This is a genomic window from Aquiflexum sp. (assembly GCF_041751335.1).
In the GTDB taxonomy this organism is placed as follows: domain Bacteria; phylum Bacteroidota; class Bacteroidia; order Cytophagales; family Cyclobacteriaceae; genus Aquiflexum.
The window spans coordinates 24,555-50,579 of the sequence record NZ_JBGSXS010000122.1 but is presented as its reverse complement, the minus strand read 5'-3'; the positions used below and the strand labels follow the sequence as shown (position 1 = coordinate 50,579).

Sequence of the window (26,025 nt, the reverse complement as noted above, 5' to 3'; positions counted from 1 at the left end):
AATCAACCCCATTTTTCCCGTCGATATCTATCGGCCTTCCAAACATCCAGCGTGTTCTCCCAACCGTAACAGGAATGTCCTGACTAATCCACAGCTCAGATTGAAAATAGGACTCCCAATCGGCTGGTGCCCAGTGTATCGTTATCCGTTGATGGCTTCCCTCGGATAAAGTGACCAAGTCCATAAAGCCATCCCCATCCAAATCAACGGCAAAAGCATCTTCCACATCGGCCGATGGTACCTCAATATAACCCCAAAATTCCTTTGACTCTCCCGGATTAAGGTATAGACGGCTAACTCCACCTTCCTCCCATCCAACTATCAAATCCATATGGCCGTCACCATTTACATCCGCCAGTTTTGATCCGTCAGATCCCGATGAGGTGTTGTCAATGGTATGTCGTTTCCAAGGATCATTTTCCTGCGCATCGGCACCTTTGGAAAGCAATAAAACAACTAGTGTGAACGCGAAATTAAAATTCATGAACGAAGGGTCTATTGTAAGTTGGCTATCACATTGCCACGCACTTACTTTTCCGTAAGTTCTACTCGGGAGAATATTGCTTGTTCCAAAACATCTGGATTATGGGAACAAATGAAAACTCCGAGCAGGGCATCTTCAGGGATAGCTTCTAACGATTGGGAACCTATTTGCTGCAAATCACCTCCTGCTTTGGCTGCCCACATCGTATATTCATTTCCTTTTCTTTCCAATCTAATGGTCTGGAAACTCCCATCTTCCGCAAAAATCTCATCTTCAGGATCCCTCATTTCCAAACCGTCCTCCCTTCGCCACTGCATGACCGTCAACCCGTCGCCATGGACAGTGGCGGTCATATGTGCCGCGTCCTCGGCTTTGGAGGACCTTAGCATGATTCCTATTTTTCGGTGAGGATCTACTCCTACTCCTATCAACTCCATATTCGCAGTCAATGAAAAATCTCCACTTACTTCCTTGTATAGAAAATGGAATTCGTCCCGATCAAACCAAATATTATAACCAGAACCAGTAAGAGTATAAGAATCCGTATTGGAATCATAGACTGTATTTCCCGACAGTGCGGGATCGCCAATGTCCTGAAATTGTTCAAATACTCCAAGCGGATTTTGACTACAGGATACAAGTGACAAAATTAGCACGAAGCAACTAAGGGGGACTCTTGAGTAGGTTTTATTCATGGGTTGAATGTAATGATTTTTGATAAACTTCAATATAGTATTCCATTAAATCGCGCTCAATCTGCGGTGAATTAAATTCGTAAAACTAATTTTTGGATGAAAGAAAAAAGAATAGGTCAACGGATACATCATTATTTCTGCTTCATGGATGTTCTTAAAAAGACCTTTCCTCTAACAAATTTAACCTAACCATCTATTGTGCACAGAAATAGAGGAAATCATGGTGAAAGAAAAACTAGGACAACTAGGTTATAAAAAAAGGCGCATGTTATTGCGCCCATGATTGGTTTTAATTGCTATGCTTTGACAGATAATTAGCCTAATCTTCGCCTTCGTCCTCCTCTTCCAATACCACATCCATCGCATCCTCTGCCCATTCAACGATATTTTGCCGCTGAAAGTCATCTAAACTTGCAGCCGGATGCATCAGCGTGTAAATGCCCATCGGCATAGTCTCTTCTCCCACTTCAATGGCAATATCGTCCAACTTTTCTAACTTATCCATCGTATCATAATCTTGCCAATTGGAGAAATTAAGCTCTTCCCTGGCTTCCCGGACGTCTTTAGCTACTAACCAGGAAGACGGTGCGACATATGAATACCAAGGATAGACTGTCTCATTACTGTGGCAACTATAGCATGAATTCTTTAGCAAAGCGGCTATATCTTCGCTGACAATGCCACTTGATAAGATATCTTCAGGATTGGTGGTTTCTACAGTCGGCAATTCATTGGGTACGAATTGAATGCCAATCAAGATGACAGTCAACCCGCCCAGCAGGTACAATCCCCATTTCATTGCCGAAATTAATTCTTTTTACTTTTACTCCACGCCATTAGGGTTGCAACCTCTTCTTCAGTAAGCTTACCTTCAGGCTTGTTCTCCAAGAATTTCGCAGGAGGCATGTCACCATTTTCCAATACTTCAAGAATCTTCCCTTTAGCAGCGATTTGTTTGGCACGTTTGGAGGCCTCAAAAGCATCCCAATCCAGTTTTTTCTTTCCTTTTTCGTTTTTGGATTCTGCATTGTGGCAGCCATAACATTTCTGTTCAACAATGGCCTTCACTTGGGGAGGCATATCCGGTGCAATTTCGTGGGAAATAAATTCGGTTTTAGGTTCAGGTTTGGTTATTCCCTGAAAGAACAAAAAACCAATAATAGCCAAAGCGGGGAGGAAGAATATTTTTTTCATAGTGAGGAGTAAATAGTTTGTTCAGGAATTTCAGAAAAATTCACGGAATCCGCAAAGGGTTATTTATGAATTGACTGAGATTCTTGGTTTTATTACTATTAATTTATAGGAATGGCAAACTCTAGAAAATTTCATTTTGGAGGTAATATCAATATAGAAAGAAATATTTGCAATGGTCATGTAATTCCGACTATTCTGAAAGCAAAAAACTGTTCCCGAAAGAACAGTTTTGACCTAACCAAGAGCAATTAGAATAAGGGTAAATTGTGCCTGCGATTCTGTTTTTGAATCACTAATTCATGACATAAACCGGAGAATGCAGGGCTTAGGAGTAGATTTTTTCCATATTATTGGGTTTAACTTAAGCTGATGAGCTTAAGTTGCACTGCTATCCCAATATATATATTAAATGATTTAATGTCAACTATAAAAAGATATTGGTAGTGTGAAGAGGGTTTGGACAAGGGTGAAAACCTTAGCTATTTAAGAGTATTTAAATAGGTGATTTCTAAAATAATCCTGTCAGATTTTCAAAACCTGACAGGATAGCGTTCATTATTTTTTCAAAGTAAACTCCGGCAATTTCATGATCTTTCCTCCTGCCATGGCAGACTCATGGGCCAATATACCGACACAGGTAATGTTGGCTGATTCCCTTGCATCAGGATAAGGCACCTTTCCTTCGGACAAAGCTGACAAAAACTCATGGACCAAATGGGGATGGCTTCCTCCATGTCCTGCCCCTTGAATAAAAGACAAATGTTGGTTATCATCCGAATCATACACTCCCGCAGTGGTGAAAGAAGCGATTTCATCAGGTAACAGGTGTGCATAATCGGGTATCTTGACTTTAGATGGCTCTTCACCGGTATGTATCACAGAATCCTCATGCTCGATCAAGGTCCACTCAAAGGATTTTTTGGAACCATACACATCGAAACTTTCCCGATACTGCCTTGCAGTATTGAACAGTGAGCGGGTTACTTCTGCCGAAAGATCAGAATCCTTGAGTTTGATATGGCAGGTCTCGATGGCGAATGGCGAACCATATTTTTCTATCAGGTTTTCATCAATCCTACCTGAACCAAAACAGGAGACATACTCTGCCTGAGCTTTTGGCAAAGCCAAAACCGGACCCACACAATGTGTCGCATAGTGCATAGGTGGCAGTCCTTCCCAATATCCCGGCCATCCGGACATATCCTGTTGGTGACTGGCTCTCAGAAACTGGATTTTTCCCAATTCCCCGTTTTCATACATTTCTTTTACAAAGAGAAATTCCCTGGAATACACCACCGTTTCCATCATCATGTAAGTAAGGCCTGTTTCTTCGCTGGCCTCCACAATCTGACGGCTTTCTTCTACCGTGGTGGCCATAGGAACTGTACAAGCCACATGCTTTCCTGCCCTAAGGGCTTTCAGGGATTGTTCGGCATGAGCCTGGATTGGCGTATTGATATGTATAGCATCGATATTTGGATCTTTGAGCAGTTCATCATAGTCGGTATATCGGACATCTACGCCAAAGGCATTTCCGATTTCATTCAGCTTGTCTTCGTTACGCTGACATATAGCATACATATTGGCCAAGGGATGCTTTTGGTATATCGGAATAAATTCCGCTCCAAAGCCAAGTCCAATGATTGCGATGTTAATTTTTTTCTGGGTCATGGTTTTTTTAGGTTAGATTTCAGATTTTAGATTTTAGATTTCTCAATGCGTAAACTGTCTCCCCCTGATCCAGTCTTTTAGGAAAGCGAGGCCTTGAGAGGCGAAGCCATCTTGACTCAATGCAAGTGGTTTCCAGATGCAGACTGCACCGGCTAGTTCCTGAACATTGGGAGTAAAGCTTTCAATGGATATCACCCCTGAATAATTGACAGCCCATAGACCTCGCTTGAAAGCATCCCAATTGGTCTGCCCTGTTCCGGGTATTCCACGGTGGTTTTCGGAAACCTGCACATGGATGAGTTTATCTCCTACGTTCCTAAAGGCCTGCTCCAAATCAGGTTCTTCAATGCTTAAGTGGAATCCATCCAATAGCACCTTGGCTGCAGGATGGTTGATGTCATGGATCAGTTGCATCAATTCCTTGGTGGTATTGATCAGGTCAGTCTCAAATCGGTTCAAAGACTCCAAAGCAATCTGTTGTCCTGCCTTCTCTGCCATTTGACACACTTTATAAAGATTGGTGACTGCCCTGTCCCATTCTATTTTCCGCTGTTCTACCGAAACCAATCTGGCTTTACCAACTGCCGAATACATGGGACCTGCTACGAATTCTGCTCCCAATTGGGAACTGATTTCAAAACAGGCTTCCAAATAATCAAAACAGGTCTGATGGAAAGCAGGGTCATCATGGGTCAGATCACGGGTTGGTCCAAAAGCACCGCAGATCACCGGCTTAAGTTCATTGTCATCCAGGGCTTTTTTGACCTCTTCTATATCTACCAATGCAGGGTCTTCCACAGGGATTTCCACTACATCATATCCCATTTCTTTGATTTTGGGAAATAGTTCAATGGTCTTGATATTAAAAGGAGATGTCCAAAGCCAGGTACTTACTCCAAAAGTTACATCTAAAGGCATTTTAGGTTTTTTTATTCTACGATCATTTTACCGTTCATAATGCGCCAATGGCCAGGAACGGTACAAATAAATGGATATTCTCCTCTTTCGGAAGGCGCAACAAACATGATAGACTCCAAATTGTCAGGGTCAACCAATTTGGATGAAACTATGATTTCAGCAATTTCAGGTATATAATTCTTCTCAATCCCTTGAGGATCACGGGCCATTTCATCTGCTGCTTTTCCTATTTTTTCAAGGGAACCGATTTTTCCGATCAACAAGTTATGCTGCATGAAATCTTTGTTTTCAAAATCAATGATCACAGGCTGACCGGCCTTGACTTTGAAACTAGTCACATTATATTTCATTTCGTGAGGTATTACCCCAACTTTGATAATAGTGGCATTGTCACGGGATATGGAAGGTTCGACAACCTCTTTCTCTTTGGTCAAGAATTCCTCCAAATTAAGCTTTGGATCTTTTAGGCTGATATAACTATCCCGGCCCATTCGTCCTCTTAGCCATGAAGCTCCTTCATAATCTCCAACCTGATTTTCATCTTGTAGGTCAGATCCAACTCTGATTCTTTCAGGTGAAAGTGGTTTTTCAAACAATGAAGGAGCTTTTGCTTTTCCAATCAGATTTCCATTAACCAATAGGCTCATTTCACCATTTTCCAACAAATTCGCCTGAACAGTGAATAAGTTGTTCGGAAGATTTTTGGGAGTGGATATTTTGTAGGTTTTGCCATTTTGTTTGACCACCCAACTTAAGGAATTTTCTTTGGCAAATAAAGTGTATCCATTTTCCTTATTTCCTTGGGCAATGATTACACCTTCAAGACCATCGGTTCCTTTGGCCAATTCCGTTCTGATGCGGATTTCTTTACCGCTTACATCAGGAGGGAAAATAATGGCTGCCCTCCTGTCAAGGTTATATTCCTCCTCGATCAAGCTCTTGGCAAGTTTATCGGTTAATGTATATAAAGAGTCTGGTTTATTTAAAGGGAAAAGCTCTCCAATATTTTGTTCGAAATAAGAGGCGTGGTTCATTACCCCTGCAAAAATAACCTGAGGTAAATACTTGTCATTGGCATTGGCTTCATTTAAACTGGCTTCATGCAATAATTTACTGATTTCGGAAGATGAAGGTATATCAGCCAAGGTTTGGAACACGGATTTTCTGACATTCATATCCTGATCTTGAAGAAGCTTGGATCCCTGAATAGCTTTGAATGTTTCCTGCGTCTTGGGCAAAACTTCCACTGCATTTTTCCTGACTCCCGGTGAAGGATGGTTGAGTGCCCTGGTCACGATTTGGATTGAGCTCTTATCAGAACCATCCAAAAGCCCCAAACCATGCAAAGTCCACAAGGCATGTATTGCAGGCGTATTCAATCCCAATTCATCAATATTTCTATTATCGATCAATTTGTAAAGATCGGATTTGATGGATGTATTTTGGTTTTCTACAATCAATCGCTGTGCAGTCAATCTCCAGAACATGTTGTCACTTTTCAGCCCTGCGATCAGATCTTTGTTTTTGGTAGGATCAATTTTCATGGTTTTGTACTCAGAACCACCTTTATAAACTAACCTATAAATCCTTCCATGCTTATTATCCCTCATGGGATTGATGTATGCATTTCCGGCACCGTTATCAAAACCTCTAGGAGTCGGGTTGTGCTGAATGATGAAGTTATACCAATCCGCTACCCACAAAGCACCATCAGGACCTACTTCTGTATGCACAGGCGAAAACCATTCATCAGAACTGGTCAATGTATTGAAACCATTCTTTTCAGTAAATCCGGAACCATCTTTCAAAATGATAGCATTATGCAAAACCCTGCCCGTAGGTTCCGCTACAAAAGCAATTCTGTTCCAGTAATTCTTGGGAAAATTCCTTGCAGTGTAAAAGTTATGGCCTGCAGCAGCGGTATAGCCACCATGATAATCTACTTGTCTCAATGCAGGGGAATGATGTGGCATATCGAAATGACTGTCTATTCCAAATATGGTATTGTTCATCCCGCCAGTTACAGGTCTACGGACATACCTATTACTCATGGCCAAATAGGCACTATGTTGTCCATTCGCAGTAGAGATAAATACATTGAAATCTTCTGAGAAACCCAATCCCCAGGTATTGTTGCTGGTAGAACCTAAAAATTCAAAATCTTTTCCTTCCGGTGTGAACCTGTATACCCCTTGGGAGAAGTTAAAGGGTTTGCCATCTATTTCACCATTGAATCCTGAATACCCCAATACGCCCCATATTTTATTATCAAATCCATATTTCAGATTTGATGGTCCTGCGTGGGTATCACTTTTGCCCCAACCTGTGATGACCACTTCTCGCACATCCGCTTTGCCATCTCCATTGGTATCTTTTAGGAAAATAAAATCCGGAGCCATGGAAATCAATATACCTCCATTGATCGCAACCAAACTTGTTGGGATATTTAAGCCCTCGGCAAAAACGGTGATTTTATCTGCCTTGCCATCTCCATTGGTATCTTCCAGGATTTTGATCCTGTCATTTCCTCCTTCTTTCCTTACCTCATTGGGATAGTCTTCTGTCTCTATGACATATAATCTCCCCTTTTCATCCCAACACATGGCCATGGGATTGACAATATCAGGCTCAGAGGCAAATAGCTGCAACTCGAACCCAACCGGAATCTGAACCAATTTCATGGATTCTTCCGGGGATAAAGGAAGTTGGAGTTTTGGTGCAGGATCTCTGTTTTCATAGTTTGGAATTACCGCTTCTTCGAATTTTGGTTGGGGGATATCAAAGGAAGCAACCTGGGCTGCCACATCCTCACCAATTGCCCAAAGTATACCATTAGCCACTAAAGTATGGAATTCGGGTTTTGACCAAGTTCTTTCATCATGTCCATAAGCGGTATAGAATACCCTCCCCTCTCCTTGGTCACGAATCCATGTCCATGGTTCACGGTGACCGTTTTCTTCCCGCTCCATCAGGACAGTCATATCAGGATTGATATTGCTATGCATATAGGTTTCATCCCAAGTTTCAAAAGTATTTACTCCCTTCATAATCGGATGCTCAGGAGCTATGATGTCAACAAAAAATTCCCCGGTTCCATGTGATTTAAACTGCCCACCAACTGCTGAAACAAACCAATCTGAATTACGGAAACAAAATGAAGCACTGTGCAATGGTATAAATCCCTTACCGCTTTCAACATACTTTTTTAGGGCAGCTTCCTGTTCAGGGGTAATCACATCATGGTTGGCATAAATGGCCAATCCATCATACTTGCTCAGGTTTTCATCATTCAGGTCATTGGGATCTGAAGTGTATGTAAAATTGATGCCCTTTTGGAAGAGCGGTCTTGCCAGGTAAGGCAAAAGCTTTTCAGAATCATGATGCTTGCTATCATGGCCAAGAAACAGAATTTCGGCCCTTCTTGGACCATCAGACAGTGCCTGGAACTTGGTTTTTTGCTCACATCCTATCAATAGAATAATGAATAGGAAGAAAAGCTTTTGAAGATTTTTGGGTGACGTCATTTTTGGGAGGATTGTATAATTATTAGAAAGGTCAAGTTCCTCAATTTCAAAATATAATTCTCACTGTTTTTTGCTCAATTCTGACTGAATTTTGATAAAAAAATTGATTTTAAACTATTTTTATAACATAATTGACTAAAATATGAAACAAGCACTCCAAAAATCAAGGATTCCGGAAACCAAGGCTTTTATAGTAAAAGAGTTGTTGGCGCCATATTTTGATAAAAACTGGCACTTCCATCAGGAATACCAGTTGTTTTTGGTTTTGGAAGGAAAAGGTACAAGGTTTATCGGTGACCAAATGAAACCTTTCCGGGAATTTGATATGGTATTCACCGGGCCCAACTTACCCCACCTTTGGAGAAATGATCAAGTTTATTTTGAAAAGGAAAGCGGTTTGAAAACCCATGGCATTGTCGTTTATTTTAATGAAGGATTTTTGGGTGATGCCATTTATACCAAAGAGGAATTTGAGGCTATTAAAATATTGTTGGAAAAATCGCTAAGGGGATTGGAAATTTTGGGCAATACCAATTTGAAATTGAGGGGCATGATGCAGGACCTGGTTAATTTGAGTGGGCTTCAGAGTGTTTTAAAGCTATTACAAATCCTACAGGTTCTTTCCGAATCGGAAGAGTGCCAACCCATTACACATGCAGGATATACCAACAATAATAAGGAATCGGAAAAAGACAGGATGCGTAAGGTGTATGAATATGTGATGGAAAATTTCAGACAGAAAATATTGTTGGAAGAAGTTGCGGCCCTGGCCAACATGACGGATAGCGCTTTTAGCAGGTATTTTACTTCCCGAATGAACAAGTCCTTCTCGGAATTCCTATCAGATGTACGCATCAGCCATGCTTGTAAGTCGTTACATGAGGCAGACCTGAACATCAGTGAAATTTGTTACGAATGTGGGTTTAATACCCTTTCCAATTTCAACAAACAGTTTAAAGACAGAATGGGGGTGACGCCTTTGGTGTATAAGAAGGATTATTTGAGGACTTTTGAATGAGAGATTAGATGCGAGAAGCGAGAAACGAGAGAATAGAAACAAAGCCCGTCCCGAGTATCAACTTTGCCTGATTCTATGATCTTTCTTGTAAATCAATTTTGGAGGAATATTAGAAAAAAAGCTATATTTAAATAAAAAAGAATGAACGAAATTGTTTTTGTGGTTGAGGAATCCCTGGAAGGTGGGTACACAGCCAAAGCTTTAGGTTTTTCTATTTTCACAGAAGGGGATAGCCTGGATGAGCTTAAAAAAAATGTAAAGGAATCCGTCCATTGTCATTTTGAGGAGAATACTCCTAAAATAATTCGATTGCATTATGTGAAGGAAGAATATTTTTTAGCATGAAATTACCGCGAAATATTTCAGGAAAAGAACTAGTTAAACGACTAGGTAAACTGGGATATGAACCCACAAGACAAGTAGGAAGCCACATAAGATTAACGACTTACGAAGGAGGAACCCACCATTTAACCATCCCCAACCACGATCCCATTAAAATAGGAACTTTTTCATCAATTATTTCTGATGTAGCTGGCCACTTTAAAAAGGGCAAGGATGAGATTCTAAAAGTACTGTTTCAGGAATAAGCCATTAAAAACTCCTTGGGATAGAAAAAAGCCTTCCGTAATGAAAAACCTTTGAGTACGCCTCGGCGCACTCAAAGGTTATCTGTAAATCAATCCGCAGTTCCTGCTTTAATTATTTGACCAAAGAAAACTGAATTCAGGAAAAGCTTATTGGTCCCGAACCAGACTGCCCGGAAGTTTGGATTATCTACCAAACCAATTACCCTGCCACTGCCCAGTTTTTTTACTTGGATGACTGCGGTGTTTTTAATCTTTTCTAGGTTTTCAGAATGCACATAGCCACTTGCCAAAGGTTGGTTCGTGTAAACCAATGGATTGGAATATGGATTTTTGGCGGTCTCCAAAAACAAGTTGCTGTTTCTGAAAGTATGTATGGAGTCCTTTGAAAATCCATATCCGATGGGATGGGAATTATCCAGTTTGGCATGAAAAATTGTACCGCTGGTTAATCTTGCGCCGGTATTCTTAGGAAAGTCTGCATAAGCTTGGACTTCTTTTATCGCTTCATCTTTTTCTTCTTCTTTAAATTCAAATTTGACAAGTTCCTGACTGTTTAACCAGGTCAGTGCATCTCCCCTTGCTATCAAAGTCCCTCCCGCTGAAGTCCAGGATTTGATCTTTTCCGCTTCTTCTTTTCCAAATGTAGTATATGGGCCATTGGGCATGACGATAACATTGTACTTGCGTAAGTCTACGGAATTGACCTTTTCAACGGGAAGCAAGGTGATGGGCATATCCATTCTCTGATCCAATAAATGCCAGATTTCGCCCGCTTCCAAACTCACCACTCCTGTGCCCACCAATAGGGCGACTTCAGGTTTTTTCAACACATCAATTTGCGGTGATCCTAAATTAATTCCTCCTGTATATCCTGTATTGATGGCATGGATTTCCAATCCGGTCTCTTCTGCTATTTTTTCCAAATCCTCCAAAAGGTTCAATTCCTTCTTCTTTTCTCTTGGCATACTCACCAATATACTTCCTCTTTTCAAGTCGGTTTTATCAGGTAATACAATTGGTTCATTGGTCACACGAACCAAGTAACCTTTCTTCATTAATTGATAGGCAGCTTTCGGGGCATAATATCCTTCCCATCCAAAGCCAAAAGCATAAGCTTCCTTTTCGCCCAATACCTTACCGGAATTAAGTGAAAAATCACTATCCAATGGACTGACATCTGCCAGATTCAGGATCCGACTGCTCAATGCCATAAAATCCAGGTCGAAAGACATGGGCATAGTCCATGCTGAAACATCATAAAACAGACTGTCCTGAAACTCATTCCTGACTTCAAAAAGTGATTTGATCAACCGGTATTGGGGTTGGTTTAGTGGAACAATATAAGATTTACCTTTTACAAAAGGAACACCATTCACCGTGATATCTTCATTTAAAGAATATACATCGACAGCATGCTGCCTAATCATGTCAGCCAAGTGAAAGCTCCTCGCCCCATCCTCCATGGAACCAAAAACAATGGCTTTGTCTGTATCTGCCGTCGCCATCTGAAAAGCTTCTTTATAGAAATCATGCATGGATTTGTTGATTTCAACTTTCATTTCCTTAGCAGCCTCAAAGGAACTGATACTGGTACGAAACTGATTTCTAATGGTGAATGCAAAATTCAAAGGGCCAAAATTGCTTTCCTGAAGATGTCCTCTTGAAGAAGCCTGTTCAAACAAAATTCCAATGGAACCCTGAATATCCGGATAGGTGGAACCATAACCGAAATAATACTCATCAAAACTTTCCTTGGCATAATACAAGGATCCTATTTCTTCCATTGCCTTGGCATGATACGCAGCCATTTTTTCTGTGAGCTGCACTGTCCTTTTTGGAATCAATGGATGGTCCCGGCTTGGTATTCCCGGAGGAAAAAAGAAAGTGGAATTAGTACCCATTTCATGGTAATCCAGATAAATATTGGGCAACCATTCCTGAAACTTCGCCACCCTGTTCTGAGACTCCGGATGCTGCACTAGCAACCAATCCCTGTTGAGGTCAAACCAATAGTGATTGCCCCTGCCACCTGGCCAAGCCTCACCCAATTCCCGGTTATTGGGATCACCGTTGAGGTTATAAGACCGATGGGAGTTTACCCAAGTAGAATACCTGCTGTAGCCATCGGGATTCAAAGATGGATCAATCAGAATGATGATATTTTCCAGGTCATCCTCTATTTCATTTGCGGCCGCAAAATGGTAGGCTGCCAAAAGGGAAGAATTGATACCACTGGCTTCATTACCATGGACGGAATATCCTGCAGCTAAAACCAAGGGCATTTGGTCATAATCCAAATTGGCATTGGGATCCCGTAGTTTCTTACGGGAGTTTTTGATATTTTCAATATTTGACTGATTCTCTTGAGATGTGATAGTCAACATCACTTGCGGACGTTTTTCATAGGACTGGCCAAAAATCTCAAATGATACCCTTGGAGAGCTTTCAGCTAATTTCTCAAAATATCTGATGAGTTGGTCATAGTCCACATTCCATTCCCCGACTTCAAATCCCAAAACCTCTTTAGGGGTGGGGACTTTTTCATTATATGTATATGAGCCTGGGAGATAATAATCTAAAGAAATATCGGCTGTTCCATTTGGGCTATTTTGGGCAAATACAGAGAAACCTGTTAAGATAAAAAACAGCAGAAAGGATATGCTTCTTTTTTTCATTTTTAGTAAGCTTTATATTAGTGGATCAAATAATTTACAATATGCAGAATTGAAAGGAGGGAGAGTGGCCATTGGTGTAAATAATTTTGATTATTGGATGGCTAGCTACCCCTATCCTTTTACAATGACGGAAGACAGAAGACGGGAGACAGAAGATGGCATAAATCAAAATTTTTACAACTCTGAGATTAGCTCACCATCTTTCCTGTTAAGAAAGTGGATATTTGGACATTCAATTTAATCAAAAAAAAACTCCTTCAAAATCTGGATTTTTTGTCCAGATCTTGAAGGGTTTGATATATAATTAGGAATCGAATAATTATTCCACCGTTACTGATTTAGCCAAATTCCTGGGTTGATCGACATTGCAGCCTCTCATGACAGCAATATGATAGGAAAGTTGCTGTAAAGGCACAACCGAAATCAATGGCACAAATGCCTCTTCTGTTTCCGGGATTTCGATCACGTGGTCAGCCAAGTTTCTTACGGTGGTATCACCTTCTGTCACTACAGCAATGATTTTGCCTTTTCTGGCTTTCACTTCCTGAATATTGCTGACAACTTTTTCATAGCTGCTGTCATTAGTTGCAATAAATACCACCGGCATTTCTTCATCAATTAAGGCAATAGGCCCATGCTTCATTTCGGCGGCAGGATATCCTTCTGCGTGGATATAGGAAATTTCTTTCAGTTTCAAGGCTCCTTCCAAAGCGACAGGAAAATTGTATCCACGACCTAAGTAAAGAAAATTTCTTGCATCCTTATATTCTGCGGCAATGGCTTTGACTTTATCATTGAGTTTTAAGGCTCTTTCTACTTTAGATGGTATAGTTTCCAATTCACTGAGCAATTGCATGTACCTCGATTCTGACAATGTTCCTCTTTGGTAACCCAACTTAAGGGCCATCATGGTCAGCACTGAAATCTGTGCGGTAAATGCCTTGGTAGAAGCAACACCTATTTCAGGTCCTGCATGGGTATATGACCCTGCATGAGTAGCTCGTGGAATAGAAGAACCAACCACATTACAAACTCCAAAAATGGTAGCTCCCTTTGATTTGGCCAATTCAATAGCAGCTAAAGTATCAGCAGTTTCCCCGGATTGGGAGATGGCTATGATAAAATCTTTTTCATTGATGACCGGATTTCTGTACCTGAATTCAGAAGCATACTCCACTTCCACAGGTATTCTGGCAAATTCCTCAAAAAGATATTCAGCCACCAAACCTGCATGCCAGGAAGTTCCGCACGCAGTAATGATGATGCGGTCAGCATTTTGGAACTTGTTCATATAGTCCCTCAATCCCCCCAATACCAACCTGCCATTTTTAGCATCCAACCTACCACGCATACAATCTGCAATTGACCTTGGCTGTTCATTGATTTCTTTCAACATAAAATGTTCATAGCCGCCTTTTTCAATGGCTTCCAATTCCATTTCCAATTGATTGATATAGGGGTTTGTTTCTACATTCTCAATGGTCTTGATCTGTAATCTGTTGTTGCGGATCACAGCAATCTCATAATCATCTAGATATACTACCTGATTGGTGTATTCTATAATTGGCGTAGCATCGGATGCCAAAAAGTACTCATCCTCTCCCACACCAATCACCAAAGGAGAACCTTTCCTTGCTGCGATCAAAGTATCAGGCTCTTCGATGTTCATAATGACAATGGCATAAGCCCCAACTACTTTATGCAATGCCAACCTAACCGCCTCTTCCAAACTGATGTGGTTGTTGATATAGATGTCCTCAATGAACTTAATAAAGACTTCCGAATCGGTTTCACTGTGAAAAGTATAACCTTTGTTCAAAAGATCAGTTTTGAGTACATCGTAATTCTCGATAATCCCATTGTGGATCATCGCAAATTTTTCATTGGAAGAATAATGCGGGTGGGCATTGACATCATTGGGTTCACCATGTGTGGCCCATCTTGTATGTCCGATACCGATTTTGGAATCCAAATTATCAAAAGTCCCGAGATGATTCTCCAGCTCTGAGACTTTACCTTTCTTTTTGTAAACACTAAGTCCATTTTGGTTAAGCAATGCGACACCTGCACTGTCATAGCCCCGGTATTCTAATCTTTTAAGGCCTTTGATAATAATGGGCAACGCTTCCTGATGCCCAACATAAGCTACAATTCCACACATAAGCAAAAATTTTAAAAATCAAATGTAACCTTTTTCAAATTACAAGCACAAAATGAACCATAAAAAATCTACTTGATGAAAACTTCAAGTAGATTTTTTATGGTTAAAAGAAATTTCTTGATTTAAAGTGAACGGGTCTTTGAAAAGAATATTTTGAGTTTGATGGTATTCTGGTCTACGACATATTCTTGGAGTGATTGTCTGAAATCATCCGAACCTAAAGCTCCTGGATATAAAAGCAAATCCCTTCTTTGTATTTTTTTCCTGTAAATAGCATTTACATGGGATGTAATAAATTGGCTGAAAGTATTTTCCTCTCTAGAATGGGAGAAAAGAGCTGGCTGTTGTTGTTCTGTGAAAAATGGTTCACCCTTTTCCAGATCGACTTGCGGCCTTCCATCTGGCTGAACAGCCATCGGAAGCCTATCAGTTCTCAGTAATATCTGATTTGTTTCGTTAGTGAAATACATGATCTGCTGAAGCGGAGGAAGGTTTGTTACTTTATTGTTGACCAAAGGGCCCATTTCCAAAAGGACCTGATTAAAGGTCACATTTTCCAAGGTGTCCAGAAAAGCATCCAAAGGACTCATATCCAATTTAACCACCATCCCGAAAGCGGATTTGCCCCCCGCGAACTGTCCCAAATTATAGGCAACCATTTTGTTCTTCACAGCTTCGGTAGGAGTACCTGTCGGATCATTTGTTACCTGACTGAAATGTCGGGCGAAGTTATTGTTGACCCCTGTAGCAATCGGGTATGCCCTTGATACAGTATCCCCTTCATTTTTATAGAAGAAAACAAAACCTGTATTGTTGCCAACTCTTGTACTGAATGAAACATCTTCGTTTTCAGCCCCTTTAAATACCAATCCCGGCAAAAACTCCCTGAATGAGAATATGTCGTTGAAGGCATTCCCATCTCTCAATTCCGTAAAGATTCTTTCTGTAAATTCGTTATTTATAGAAATTGAAACAATAGTATCCTGCTTATCCTTAAAATCAACGGTTAAGCTGATAACAGGTACAGGGTCATAATTTAAACTGTTAAAGTTAAAATAATTGATGTCTCTGATTTGTTCCTCCAAAGTGTGGACATGGATCGTCTTAGGAGCATCAAGGTCATCTCCCAAAACATGCCGCATATTGATATTGAATCTAACGGAATCCAACACGGCTGTAGCTTCAGGTCTTCTTACATCCCTGTTATAAAGTAGTCTTGCATAAGCCGTAGCTTCAGTTTTTCCAAAAAAATCGCTTTCATCCTTCCCATATACCAAATGTCTTGTATTTGTAGTGTTTATGGAGTCTGTCAAAACAACAGAAGCAGATAAGGGTATTTCTTGGTAGAATACCCCTATTTGATTGCTGTTGGGATCCAATTCCAAACCGATATTGGAAGGATCTTCACAAGATGATGTAATGGAAATCAGAATCAATAAACCCAAAACCAGCTTAGCCGGCGAGTTCAGTATAGATATTAAAGTAACTTTCGAAAAGTTGTTCGTCTTCTTCTTCGTTGTTAATCTCACACTTCTTATCTTTAGAGCACTCCTCAATGAGTTGGCTTAGGTGTTCGGAAATTTCTTCGCTCTTAATGACCACGTCGGCATATTCCATTCCGATTTTCAGGAAGCCTTCATAATCTTTTGACTTGAGGGGGGCAAGAATGGCATCATCGATATCCACCATTTTCACTTTCTCCAACAAATCGTCGCCAAATTTATGAGTAAATCCGGTATTATAAATAGCGAATACGGATTTTGTATCTTTAAATAATGGCTCATTCTTGTAGGTTGTTTTCAGATACATCGGAATCAGACTTGTCATCCAATCGTTGCAATGTACCACATCCGGTGCCCAACCTAATTTTTTTACTGTTTCTATGACTCCTTTGCAAAAGAAAATAGCTCTTTCGTCATTGTCCTCATAGAATTTTTCCTGCTTGTCATGAAAAACGCTTTTCCTTTGAAAATAGTCTTCATTGTCAATAAAATAAACCTGAAGCTTGGCGTTTGGAATAGATGCCACCTTGATGATCAAGGGCTTCTCTTCCTCTCCCACTGCAATGTTGATTCCTGAAAGCCTCACCACCTCATGCAATCTGTTCTTTCTTTCATTAATCAATCCGAATCTTGGAACAAGAATACGAATTTCCATTCCTTTTTCCTGCATGGCCTGAGGTAAAGCTCTCACGAAAGTTGCAACTTCTGAGGTTTGAAGAAATGGATTGATTTCACTTGCAACGTAGAGAATACGAAGTTTTGACATACCTTGTTGAGTTTTATTGAGTGATAATAAACGCACAAAGATACAAAAAAAAAGTGGTAAAGCCATTGTTTTTCTGGAATATAACATAGTTTTGCCTCTATTTTACATTTGCAAAGTACAACAAACGTGAAGCTTCTCCGGACCAAACAAGAGGTTCATCACCACCTTGGAATCTCCCGAATAAACAATACAACTATCGGTTTTGTACCTACAATGGGCGCATTGCATGATGGCCATTTGGATTTAGTGAAAAAAGCCAAAGAAAATTCGGATGTGATCATTGTGTCAATTTTCGTCAATCCTACTCAATTCAATAATCAGAAAGATTTTGAAAATTATCCTAAAACTTTGAACAAAGACTTGGATTTATTGGATAAAACCGGGGTTGATTTCGTATTTGTCCCTAGTAATCAAGAGATTTACTCATCGGTTCCCAGTCTTGTGATTGATTTTGGCTCTATTGACAAGGTTTTGGAGGGTGCCTTTCGCCCGGGGCATTTTAATGGTGTTGGCATCGTGGTTTCAAAACTGTTAAATATTGTTAAACCCCACAAAACCTTTTTTGGGCAGAAAGATTTACAACAAGTCGCCATCATCAAACTACTTGTAGAAGACCTTTCCTTTGATACTGAAATTGTCATTATTCCAACTGTAAGAGAAGAAGATGGATTGGCTATGTCTTCCAGAAACCTCAGACTTGACCCAGAACAGAGAAAGATTGCGCCTCTGATATATAAGGCTCTGACTTTTGCAAAAGATGAACTTTTAGCGGGTCATAATTGGTTTGAAATTCGGCAAAAAGTAAGTGTGATGTATGTTCATGAACCCCATCTTCGGCTGGAATATTTTGAATTAATCTCCTCTGACAATTTTGAGCTTCAAGAGAGTCTCAAAGGGACCACTAACATAGCCATCTGTACAGCCGCCTATCTCGGAGAAATCCGATTAATCGATAACATTTCCATATTTGATTAATTTTGCGAAATATTTAATTACATGCACATTCAGGTATTAAAATCAAAAATACATAGGGTAAAAATAACCCAAGCAGAATTACATTATGTAGGCAGTATCACTGTAGATGAAGATCTTATGGATGCCGCCAACATCATCGAAAACGAAAAGGTCCAGATCGTCAACATCAATAATGGTGAGCGATTGGAAACTTATGTAATCAGAGGGGAAAGAGGAAGCGGAATGGTCTGTCTCAATGGACCCGCAGCTAGAAAAGCGCAAGTTGGGGATATAATAATCCTGATTTCTTATGCTTCTATGGATTTTGAAGATGCCAAAAAACATAAACCTATAATCATCTTTCCAGATGATCACAATAAATTGATATAAAGTGCGGCTTACTAAAAGACAATGGATTCAGGTGGCGGTTTCTTTGATAGTTGCCATTTGGATTTTTTGGTTTCTATATAAGGATATCAGCTTTGATGCTTTGCTCTTTGCACTGTCTCAAACCTCGCTGTTTTGGTTTGTGTTGTCCATCTTTGTTTCTCTGATAGGGTTTTGGCTGAGGGCATGGAGGTGGAAGTTGCTGATAGATGCCGGAGAATCCCAAAAAACAAAAACGAGCCGTACATTCTGGGCCTTGATGATTGGCTACCTTGCTAATCTTTTGGTCCCAAGGGCAGGGGAAGTGGCACGATGTGGGGTATTGAAAAAAACAGAGAACCGACAAATAGGAATGCTCTTTGGAACTGTTATTCTGGAAAGGACCATTGACCTTTTGTTTATGGTCATCATAATATTTTTGGCTTTTTTACTTGAAAGGGACCTATTTGTTCGGTTATCCGGTGAATTGGTGTCTATGGATTCTTTGTTAGAAAAATTCACCCAATTCCTTCCAATTTTGATAGGGGGGGTTGTGGTCTTGTTTCTATTTGTTTTTTTGGTTTTTCAAAAATACAAAAACAGTGGCTTTTTAAAGAAAATCAGGCATTTCCTAAGAGATTTGATCAATGGCGTTATCAGTCTGAAAAAAGTTGACAATCAATTGGGGTTCTGGGGCAGTTCATTTTTGATCTGGATTACATATTATTTAACACTGATATTTATGGCATGGGCCATCCCTTCCACTGCCAGTTTGTCATTAAGCGCCATGCTAATGGTAATGGTAATGGGAACTATTGGCATGGTTGCACCTGTTCAGGGTGGCATTGGTACCTTTCATGCATTAGTGGCTTTCATTTTGATGGCTTATGGTTTGAGCAATGAAGAAGGAAAGATCTTTGCGGCGATCACCCACGGAAGTCAAGTACTGGTTGTGATCTTCTTAGGATTGATATCTTTGGGTTTTTTCTTTAAAATAACTGCAAAGAAAGAATCTAAAACTTCTTAATTTCGTAATTAACTAGCAAACATAAAAAACTATGATTATTCTAATTGTTGTTGTATTCGCTGCTTTAGGCTTTGTGGTCAGCAGAAAGCTTAAGAGCAAGTTTAAAAAGTATTCTCAGACATCTCTGAAGGCGAACTTGTCCGGAAAAGAAATCGCTGAGTTGATGCTCGCCGATAATAATATCCAAGATGTAAAAGTGCTCAGCGTAGAAGGTCAGCTTTCAGATCATTATAACCCCATGAATAGGACAGTAAACCTTAGTCCTGATGTGTATTATGGTAGAAATGCTGCTGCTGCTGCAGTCGCCTCCCACGAATGTGGCCACGCCATCCAACATGCAACCTCTTATACTTGGTTGAATCTAAGATCAGCGATGGTTCCTGTTCAAAATGCAAGTGGAAAAATCCTGAATATTGTATTGATCGCTTCACTTCTTGGCGGATTCATGTTGAATCTTCCGTATGAAATTATTGGTTATATTGTGGTTGGTTCTTACGGGATAATGACTTTGTTTACCTTGGTCACCCTGCCTGTAGAATTTGACGCAAGCAATAGGGCTTTGGCTTGGATCAAAACAAGAAATATTGTTACCCAAGATGAGTATGCCATGTCAAAAGACGCACTAAAATGGGCAGCAATGACCTACGTAGTTGCAGCTTTAGCCGCACTGGCAACATTGGCATATTATATATTCATTTTCTTTGGAAACAGGAATTAAGGAAACTGAAAAGTATCAAATGAGTTTACTTTAAGGGGCAAGAAATTGCCCCTTATTTTTTTTTGCTGTATCTTGAAAGGCAAATATTAAACCCAAAAATTCACATGAATTTTGAATATACAGAAGAACATTTAGCTGTCAGGGATGCCGCGAGAGAGTTTTCCCAAACAGAACTTTTACCTGGAGTCATCGAAAGAGATACAGAAGCAAAATTCCCCACTGATCAGGTTAAAATGATGGGGGAACTTGGCTTTATGGGCATGATGGTCGACCCCAAATACAATGGTGGGGGAATGGACACCGTCTCTTACATCTTAGCCATGGAAGAAATATCTAAAATCGATTCTTCTGCATCAGTTTGCATGTCAGTCAATAACTCCCTAGTATGCTGGGGTCTGGAAAAATACGGTTCGGAAGCGCAAAAGGAAAAATATCTCAAACGCCTGGCAACTGGAGAATTCATAGGTGCTTTCTGTCTTTCAGAACCTGAAGCCGGATCAGATGCCACTTCCCAAAGGACCACTGCTGATCTCCACGGTGACCATTATTTGCTGAACGGCACGAAGAATTGGATAACGAACGGCAATACGGCTAGTGTCTATTTGGTAATAGCACAGACAGATATATCCAAGGGGCACAAAGGAATTTCAGCATTTATAGTAGAAAAAAACACCGAAGGATTTGTAATTGGAAAAAAAGAGGATAAATTGGGCATTCGAGGCTCAGACACCCACTCTCTCATGTTTACAGATGTCAAAGTCCCTGTTGAAAACAGGATTGGAGAGGAGGGCTTTGGATTTAATTTCGCCATGGATACCCTAAATGGTGGAAGAATTGGAATAGCTGCGCAAGCCTTGGGTATTGCTTCTGGAGCATACGAATTGGCTTTAGCCTATTCCAAAGAAAGAAAAACCTTTGGGAAGCCTATCAGTCAGCATCAGGCGATTCAATTTAAACTTGCTGATATGGCAACTCAAATTGAAGCTGCAAGGCTTTTGGTCATGAAAGCAGCGTGGCTAAAAGATCAGGGTGAGGACTATGCCTTTGCAAGTGCAATGGCTAAACTTTATGCTTCAGAAGTTGCTATGAATGTGACAATAGAAGCTGTGCAGGTACATGGTGGATATGGATATGTTAAAGAATATCATGTGGAAAGATTGATGCGTGATGCAAAAATTACCCAGATTTATGAGGGAACAAGCGAAATTCAAAAAATAGTCATATCAAGAAGTATAATAAGATAATCAAATTTAGCTCCATGAAAAAGGCATAAAATCAATTTTTTATGCCTTTTTTTATTTTTTAATAAATAATTATTAAATAATTATATATGTATTTCCAAAATTATTATAGTTTTACATCCTAACACTAATATTTGATATCATGGAATATTACAATAAAGTAATTGAATCTGTCGGGGTACGTTTTCTAAAAGGTAACAATTTTAAAATCGAGAAGCCCGTAACAGTATTAGATTACAGTGACACTGAAAATTCAATCATCCTACTTCATCAAGGTTCCGTGAAATTTGCTGAAGACATGGAATTGGTAAATGAAGGTGAAATTCTATTTATTCCTGCAGGAAGAAAAACCAATATTTCATTCGGTCAACAAAGTAAAAAGAGCGAAACCAGTAATGAAAACTTTTTAGACAACAAGAGAAAATATCTTCAAACCGTCAGTTTCAAAGAAATTAAGAATCTTGAAGAAGATTGCGTCACTATCATCAACTTTGAAGCAAAGGTTTTTGATGTAGTGAATTTCTTCCATTCATTGGGTATACCTCCTTTTGTGATCCGGTTCAATGACAAGATTGCCTCAATCATTGAGGACATCGTTAAAGAATCCGAACAAAATACCCCAGGTAAAGAACGGGTGATCAAAATCCATTCTGAGCTTTTGGTCATTGAAATCGTCAGACATATCCTTAAGAACAGATTGTTTGTGGAAGAACTTTCCACCAATAGTACGTACTTCAAAGACCCGAGACTTATTGACCTTTTCAACTATATCAAAAAGAATATCGGAGGCGACCTCTCCAATAAAGTCTTGGCAAAAGTTGCAAATGTATCCGAAGATTATGTTGGACAATACTTCAAAATGCTAACCGGAATCAATCCTCAGGATTACATCGAATATCAAAGAATGGAAGCTGCGGTGGAATTGCTCCGAACATCCAAGAAAAGCATCAGAGATATCGGTAAAGAAGTCGGTTATAAAGATACTGCCTATTTCTGTAGACGATTTAAGATGATGTACGGCTTGCCGGCCGGAAAAATGAGAAGGCGGGAATCACTAATCAATGTTCAATAAACCCAATCAATTTATACCTCAAAACCGTCCCAAAAAAACCGGACGGTTTTTTTTTTAGAACTCAACAATAATCCCCACCGTTGGCAGAATCGTACCTGCCGGATTATTCACTAATCTCATTTGATACCTAGTTGGATCATTGGGGTCAATTTTAAGCTGACCATCAGCTTCTCTTTGCGGTACCAAAAGAGGAGGTTGCTCAGCCTTAAAATTATAAGCATTCTGAACATCAAAGTACCAATTCAAATTCCACTTATCAAAGAAATAGCGTTTGTCTATCCTCAGATCGAGTTGGTGAAAAGCTTTTAATCTTTGGTTGTTGATCTGATTAAAATCAAGGGTTGCCTGACCTCTTAAATCCCAAACATCTCTTAAAGAGGAATTTTCCACATCAATCGGTGTAAATGGAAGTCCGCCCAAATACCTCCACCTCGTTCCCAATTCCCAGTTTTTACCAAACCTTTTGCCTGCAGTCAAACTCACTATAAACCTGCTATCCCAAGCCGAAGGCACAAAGCCATCTGTATTAGGATTGGTAAACTCACTTCTCACCAAAGTCACGGCAGCTATACCGTAAAAATTATTAAATAGTCTTTGTTGGGCCAAAAATTCAAGACCATAAGCCCTGCCTTCTGAATCAGATCTTACCGGTTCATTTCCGATAACTCCAAAATCCGCCCCAAGATTTGCTAATGCTATTCCGTTCCTGATAGAAGAGGGGTAATTGCCGTAATGTTTATAAAATCCCTCGATGCTAAATCTTCTGCTTTTATCTGGAATAACCCTTTCTATTCCTGTGATCAATTGGCTTGACCTGATAAATCTGATATTATTCAATTGATTTTCTAGATCACCTTCGTTATTTCTGTATCCGAGAGCAGTATAAGGTGGCTTTTGGTAATAAATTCCAGCATTGGCCGTCCAAAATAGGTTAGGCTTGATCTGATACGAAAGTGAAGCCCGCGGACTTAACTGATTTAAGGGATTCTGGGCAGTTTCCCCAAAATCACTACCGTCCATCCTTACACCTCCGGTTATCAAAAGCCTTTCATTATTAAAATATTTACTGCCGGAAATAAATGCTCCGTAACTACTGAATAAAGCCCTATCATTTATATTGATAACTCCCCCTTCTGGTGCCAAAGTGGATCTGTCAAAATTACTTAGGAAATACCTGGCAAATTCATAATTTACACCATATTTGAAATTGAACCCTTTTTTAAATACAGAGTTTTCTGCCCTAAATTTATTCTCACTTTCCTGAGAGGTATAGTCAAAAATCAGGTTATCCGGATTACTACTATCATTTCTAAGGTATTTAAATGACCTGTTATTCAGCATATTCCTGCTCAATACAAATGTCCAAAAGCCATTCTCTCTAAATCTCTTCAGCTTCAAGCCCGTGGTATAATTCCATTGGGTTGAGATCGGAAGGTTTTCCAGAAGATAAAGGCGGTTTTCCCGATCCTCTTCGGATTCATTATTAGGTTCATCAAAATTAAGTACAAAATTATCAATCGCACCCACTCCTAAAAATGTCAATTCAGTCTTTTCATTTATTTTAGTAGTGGTTTTGACTGTAAAATCATTGAAAGTAGGTAGAAACGGCAAGCCCAATTGTCTAAAAAGAAATTGTAAATAAGATCTTCGTGCGGATACCAAATAGGTTGTTTTTTCTCCTATAGGACCTTCATTGGATAGCGTCAGTTCGCTTGCACCCAATGTCATTTGTGTGAACATCTTGTCTTTTCTGCCTTCTTTGAGCTGAAATTCAAAAAAGGAACTCAAGGAATTCATTCTGTCAGCCGGAAATCCACCCGTAATAACATCTACATTTTTGATCAGATTGACATTCAAAATCCCAACAGGACCTCCTGATGACCCCTGCGTTGAAAAGTGATTGATCACCGGAACCTCTATTTCATCTATAAAAAACTTGTTCTCATTAGGTGCGCCTCCCCTGATGATGATGTCATTTCTGAAACTTGCAGTACTTGCAACACCTGGCAAAGATTGGATAACCCTACTGATATCCCTATTGCCACCTGGATACCTTTCAATTTCATTGGTGTTCAGCCTTCTTACAGAAATAGGCGTTTCGTCAGAACGAGTAAACTCTGCATCTACTGTCACCTCTCCCAATTCCGCCGCTTCTTCTCTAAGGTCAAAATCCAACCTGACTGGCCTTGCCTTTGTCACCTGAATCTCAAAAAATGTTTTTGAGCGGAAACCCACAAAACTGGCTCGGATATTATACAGTCCAGGAGGAATATTGGTGATGTTATAATTTCCATCTTCATCGGAAACTGTACCGATATCAGTACCTAGTACAACTACATTGGCAAAAGGTACCCCATCATTGTTAACGGGATTAAATACACGGCCTCTTACCTCGCCTTCCTGCGCATAAGTACTCAAAACCGTAAATGAAATCAGAAATAATATAAACGAAAGTCTCATCTTAAGAAATTAGCAACAATAAATAAATCAATCTTCCTCAATTTTGTTTTAAAAATCTTTGGTTTTGAAAGAGTAAAATCTGAGCTTCATTAAACAATGTTGTTTTTTTGACATGGATATGCGCAAAATGCCAGTAAATGGTAATTTAATCTAATTCTCGCCAGGAAATTTAAATGTCCGGTACATCGGATTTCCGACTTCGGACTTCCGACCTGTTTGAAGTAGAATATTGGGTTATTGGCAAAGAAGCGGATAATCCTTTTTCTTTATACTCCTCTTTGATTTTCCAAAGCCTCCACCATGGAGTTCCTGGGGAATCATGATGTTCATAGTGGTATCCAAAAAAGTAACAGGAAATAAATGCCCAAACGTGGTTTTTAGATTGGGTTTTTGAATGGTGCTTGTTTTTTGATTCACCCATATGAGGTAAGAATGTCCCAAAATAAAATAACTGTAAGGTGGATAAGATAGCCGGCAACATCCAGAATACTATAAGATTTTCTGTAGGTAGAAAAAGTTTCAGAATATTGAAAGTTACCGCCATCAGTAAAATCTGCCAAACCGAAACATATTGTTTGATAAAGCTAAAATACCAAATAAAGAAATTTCCTGAAGGATGGTAATCAGGATCTTTTTCTGTAGCCACAAACCGGTGGTGTTCATGGTGCTTTGGAAAAAGCCTCCAGTAAAAATTATAAGAAAACAAGATTGACGCAAACCAGCCTAAACCATGATTCAGTTTTTTGTTTGAAGAAACAATGCCGTGCATCGCATCATGGGCTGTGATGAATAATCCTGTATAAAGATGAGTTTGAATTAAAATCCCCAAATAGGTTAATGGGTTTGACCAGTTCAAATCAAATGAAAGCAAAAACAATAAAGATCCGAACCATAAGAGAATCACTGCAAGCGCAATAATTACACCTTTTGGGTCAACAGAAACTTTATGAATAGAAGTTGGTATCACTTTGTAAAGGTAGGAAAGTAATTGA

22 protein-coding genes are annotated in these 26,025 nt (G+C 39.7%); 9 read left to right on the top strand and 13 right to left on the bottom strand.

Going from position 1 to position 26,025, the window contains the following annotated elements; translation table 11 throughout:
* The 7 genes from ACEW8U_RS06745 to ACEW8U_RS06715 all read right to left on the bottom strand — a co-directional run.
* On the bottom strand, positions 1–484 hold a 484-nt coding region (locus ACEW8U_RS06745; RefSeq protein ID WP_373521273.1), incomplete at its 3' end, for an FG-GAP repeat domain-containing protein.
* A gap of 44 nt (positions 485–528) precedes the next feature.
* Entirely contained in the window at positions 529–1,179 is a 651-nt protein-coding gene (locus tag ACEW8U_RS06740; RefSeq protein ID WP_373521272.1) for a hypothetical protein, read from the bottom strand.
* Between the two features lie 319 nt (positions 1,180–1,498).
* Positions 1,499–1,978, bottom strand: a complete 480-nt coding sequence (locus ACEW8U_RS06735) for a heme-binding domain-containing protein (RefSeq protein ID WP_373521271.1) — start codon at positions 1,976–1,978, stop codon at positions 1,499–1,501.
* A gap of 8 nt (positions 1,979–1,986) precedes the next feature.
* Positions 1,987–2,373: a heme-binding domain-containing protein gene (locus ACEW8U_RS06730; protein ID WP_373521270.1), complete on the bottom strand. Its 387-nt coding sequence runs from the start codon at positions 2,371–2,373 to the stop codon at positions 1,987–1,989.
* Between the two features lie 555 nt (positions 2,374–2,928).
* Complete coding sequence (locus ACEW8U_RS06725) at positions 2,929–4,044, bottom strand: Gfo/Idh/MocA family protein (protein WP_373521269.1); 1,116 nt, start codon at positions 4,042–4,044, stop codon at positions 2,929–2,931.
* Between the two features lie 42 nt (positions 4,045–4,086).
* Positions 4,087–4,962 carry a sugar phosphate isomerase/epimerase family protein gene (locus ACEW8U_RS06720; RefSeq protein WP_373521268.1) on the bottom strand — a complete coding sequence of 292 codons (876 nt, stop codon included), beginning with the start codon at positions 4,960–4,962 and terminating at the stop codon, positions 4,087–4,089.
* An 11-nt stretch (positions 4,963–4,973) separates the two neighbouring features.
* On the bottom strand, positions 4,974–8,486 hold the full coding sequence (locus ACEW8U_RS06715) for a PVC-type heme-binding CxxCH protein (protein ID WP_373521267.1): 3,513 nt from the start codon (positions 8,484–8,486) through the stop codon (positions 4,974–4,976).
* A gap of 142 nt (positions 8,487–8,628) precedes the next feature.
* Here ACEW8U_RS06715 and ACEW8U_RS06710 point away from each other — a divergent pair, with 142 nt between their 5' ends.
* The 3 genes from ACEW8U_RS06710 to ACEW8U_RS06700 all read left to right on the top strand — a co-directional run bounded on the left by ACEW8U_RS06710 (position 8,629) and on the right by ACEW8U_RS06700 (position 10,091).
* Entirely contained in the window at positions 8,629–9,504 is an 876-nt protein-coding gene (locus ACEW8U_RS06710; protein ID WP_373521266.1) for an AraC family transcriptional regulator, read from the top strand.
* A gap of 141 nt (positions 9,505–9,645) precedes the next feature.
* Complete coding sequence (locus ACEW8U_RS06705) at positions 9,646–9,849, top strand: 2-oxoisovalerate dehydrogenase (RefSeq protein WP_373521265.1); 204 nt, start codon at positions 9,646–9,648, stop codon at positions 9,847–9,849.
* Positions 9,846–10,091, top strand: coding sequence for a type II toxin-antitoxin system HicA family toxin (locus ACEW8U_RS06700; RefSeq protein ID WP_373521264.1), 246 nt, complete (start codon positions 9,846–9,848; stop codon positions 10,089–10,091). The genes ACEW8U_RS06705 and ACEW8U_RS06700 overlap by 4 nt, the downstream gene beginning before the upstream one ends.
* 89 nt (positions 10,092–10,180) lie before the next feature.
* Here ACEW8U_RS06700 and ACEW8U_RS06695 read toward each other — a convergent pair whose 3' ends face one another.
* The 4 genes from ACEW8U_RS06695 to ACEW8U_RS06680 all read right to left on the bottom strand — a co-directional run bounded on the left by ACEW8U_RS06695 (position 10,181) and on the right by ACEW8U_RS06680 (position 17,195).
* A complete protein-coding gene (locus ACEW8U_RS06695; RefSeq protein WP_373521263.1) occupies positions 10,181–12,766 on the bottom strand; it encodes a M14 family metallopeptidase in 2,586 nt (861 codons plus the stop codon).
* A gap of 319 nt (positions 12,767–13,085) precedes the next feature.
* A complete protein-coding gene (gene glmS / locus ACEW8U_RS06690; protein WP_373521262.1) occupies positions 13,086–14,927 on the bottom strand; it encodes a glutamine--fructose-6-phosphate transaminase (isomerizing) in 1,842 nt (613 codons plus the stop codon).
* A gap of 122 nt (positions 14,928–15,049) precedes the next feature.
* A complete protein-coding gene (locus ACEW8U_RS06685) occupies positions 15,050–16,456 on the bottom strand; it encodes a DUF4270 family protein (RefSeq protein WP_373521261.1) in 1,407 nt (468 codons plus the stop codon).
* A complete protein-coding gene (locus ACEW8U_RS06680) occupies positions 16,380–17,195 on the bottom strand; it encodes a glycogen/starch synthase (RefSeq protein ID WP_373521260.1) in 816 nt (271 codons plus the stop codon). Before ACEW8U_RS06680 ends, ACEW8U_RS06685 begins: the two co-directional genes overlap by 77 nt.
* A 126-nt stretch (positions 17,196–17,321) precedes the next feature.
* Between ACEW8U_RS06680 and panC the strand changes: the two genes are divergently transcribed.
* The 6 genes from panC to ACEW8U_RS06650 all read left to right on the top strand — a co-directional run bounded on the left by panC (position 17,322) and on the right by ACEW8U_RS06650 (position 22,573).
* Positions 17,322–18,170, top strand: a complete 849-nt coding sequence (gene panC / locus ACEW8U_RS06675) for a pantoate--beta-alanine ligase (protein WP_373521259.1) — start codon at positions 17,322–17,324, stop codon at positions 18,168–18,170.
* A gap of 21 nt (positions 18,171–18,191) precedes the next feature.
* Entirely contained in the window at positions 18,192–18,539 is a 348-nt protein-coding gene (gene panD / locus ACEW8U_RS06670) for an aspartate 1-decarboxylase (protein ID WP_373521258.1), read from the top strand.
* 1 nt (position 18,540) lies between these two features.
* Positions 18,541–19,542, top strand: coding sequence for a lysylphosphatidylglycerol synthase transmembrane domain-containing protein (locus tag ACEW8U_RS06665; RefSeq protein WP_373521257.1), 1,002 nt, complete (start codon positions 18,541–18,543; stop codon positions 19,540–19,542).
* Between the two features lie 31 nt (positions 19,543–19,573).
* A complete protein-coding gene (locus tag ACEW8U_RS06660; protein WP_373521256.1) occupies positions 19,574–20,260 on the top strand; it encodes a zinc metallopeptidase in 687 nt (228 codons plus the stop codon).
* Between the two features lie 104 nt (positions 20,261–20,364).
* On the top strand, positions 20,365–21,504 hold the full coding sequence (locus ACEW8U_RS06655; protein ID WP_373521255.1) for an acyl-CoA dehydrogenase: 1,140 nt from the start codon (positions 20,365–20,367) through the stop codon (positions 21,502–21,504).
* 139 nt (positions 21,505–21,643) lie between these two features.
* Positions 21,644–22,573, top strand: coding sequence for a helix-turn-helix domain-containing protein (locus ACEW8U_RS06650; RefSeq protein WP_373521254.1), 930 nt, complete (start codon positions 21,644–21,646; stop codon positions 22,571–22,573).
* A gap of 54 nt (positions 22,574–22,627) precedes the next feature.
* Here the strand turns inward: ACEW8U_RS06650 and ACEW8U_RS06645 are convergent, their stop codons facing one another.
* A complete protein-coding gene (locus ACEW8U_RS06645) occupies positions 22,628–25,033 on the bottom strand; it encodes a carboxypeptidase-like regulatory domain-containing protein (RefSeq protein ID WP_373521253.1) in 2,406 nt (801 codons plus the stop codon).
* A gap of 169 nt (positions 25,034–25,202) precedes the next feature.
* The gene (locus ACEW8U_RS06640; RefSeq protein ID WP_373521276.1) at positions 25,203–25,997 is read right to left on the bottom strand and encodes a fatty acid desaturase; all 795 of its coding nucleotides are present in this window, start codon (positions 25,995–25,997) and stop codon (positions 25,203–25,205) included.
* Between the last annotated feature and the right edge of the window lie 28 nt (positions 25,998–26,025).

What these genes read in the sequence shown, in the direction of transcription:
- ACEW8U_RS06725 (WP_373521269.1), bottom strand. Translation starts at nt 4,044, where the DNA reads ATGACCCAGAAAAAAATTAACATCGCAATCATTGGACTTGGCTTTGGA.
- ACEW8U_RS06710 (WP_373521266.1), top strand. Translation starts at nt 8,629, where the DNA reads ATGAAACAAGCACTCCAAAAATCAAGGATTCCGGAAACCAAGGCTTTT.
- ACEW8U_RS06655 (WP_373521255.1), top strand. Translation starts at nt 20,365, where the DNA reads ATGAATTTTGAATATACAGAAGAACATTTAGCTGTCAGGGATGCCGCG.
- ACEW8U_RS06680 (WP_373521260.1), bottom strand. Translation starts at nt 17,195, where the DNA reads ATGTCAAAACTTCGTATTCTCTACGTTGCAAGTGAAATCAATCCATTT.
- ACEW8U_RS06735 (WP_373521271.1), bottom strand. Translation starts at nt 1,978, where the DNA reads ATGAAATGGGGATTGTACCTGCTGGGCGGGTTGACTGTCATCTTGATT.
- ACEW8U_RS06695 (WP_373521263.1), bottom strand. Translation starts at nt 12,766, where the DNA reads ATGAAAAAAAGAAGCATATCCTTTCTGCTGTTTTTTATCTTAACAGGT.
- ACEW8U_RS06645 (WP_373521253.1), bottom strand. Translation starts at nt 25,033, where the DNA reads ATGAGACTTTCGTTTATATTATTTCTGATTTCATTTACGGTTTTGAGT.
- glmS (WP_373521262.1), bottom strand. Translation starts at nt 14,927, where the DNA reads ATGTGTGGAATTGTAGCTTATGTTGGGCATCAGGAAGCGTTGCCCATT.
- ACEW8U_RS06720 (WP_373521268.1), bottom strand. Translation starts at nt 4,962, where the DNA reads ATGCCTTTAGATGTAACTTTTGGAGTAAGTACCTGGCTTTGGACATCT.
- panD (WP_373521258.1), top strand. Translation starts at nt 18,192, where the DNA reads ATGCACATTCAGGTATTAAAATCAAAAATACATAGGGTAAAAATAACC.
- ACEW8U_RS06700 (WP_373521264.1), top strand. Translation starts at nt 9,846, where the DNA reads ATGAAATTACCGCGAAATATTTCAGGAAAAGAACTAGTTAAACGACTA.
- ACEW8U_RS06730 (WP_373521270.1), bottom strand. Translation starts at nt 2,373, where the DNA reads ATGAAAAAAATATTCTTCCTCCCCGCTTTGGCTATTATTGGTTTTTTG.
- ACEW8U_RS06650 (WP_373521254.1), top strand. Translation starts at nt 21,644, where the DNA reads ATGGAATATTACAATAAAGTAATTGAATCTGTCGGGGTACGTTTTCTA.
- ACEW8U_RS06715 (WP_373521267.1), bottom strand. Translation starts at nt 8,486, where the DNA reads ATGACGTCACCCAAAAATCTTCAAAAGCTTTTCTTCCTATTCATTATT.
- ACEW8U_RS06705 (WP_373521265.1), top strand. Translation starts at nt 9,646, where the DNA reads ATGAACGAAATTGTTTTTGTGGTTGAGGAATCCCTGGAAGGTGGGTAC.
- ACEW8U_RS06740 (WP_373521272.1), bottom strand. Translation starts at nt 1,179, where the DNA reads ATGAATAAAACCTACTCAAGAGTCCCCCTTAGTTGCTTCGTGCTAATT.
- ACEW8U_RS06660 (WP_373521256.1), top strand. Translation starts at nt 19,574, where the DNA reads ATGATTATTCTAATTGTTGTTGTATTCGCTGCTTTAGGCTTTGTGGTC.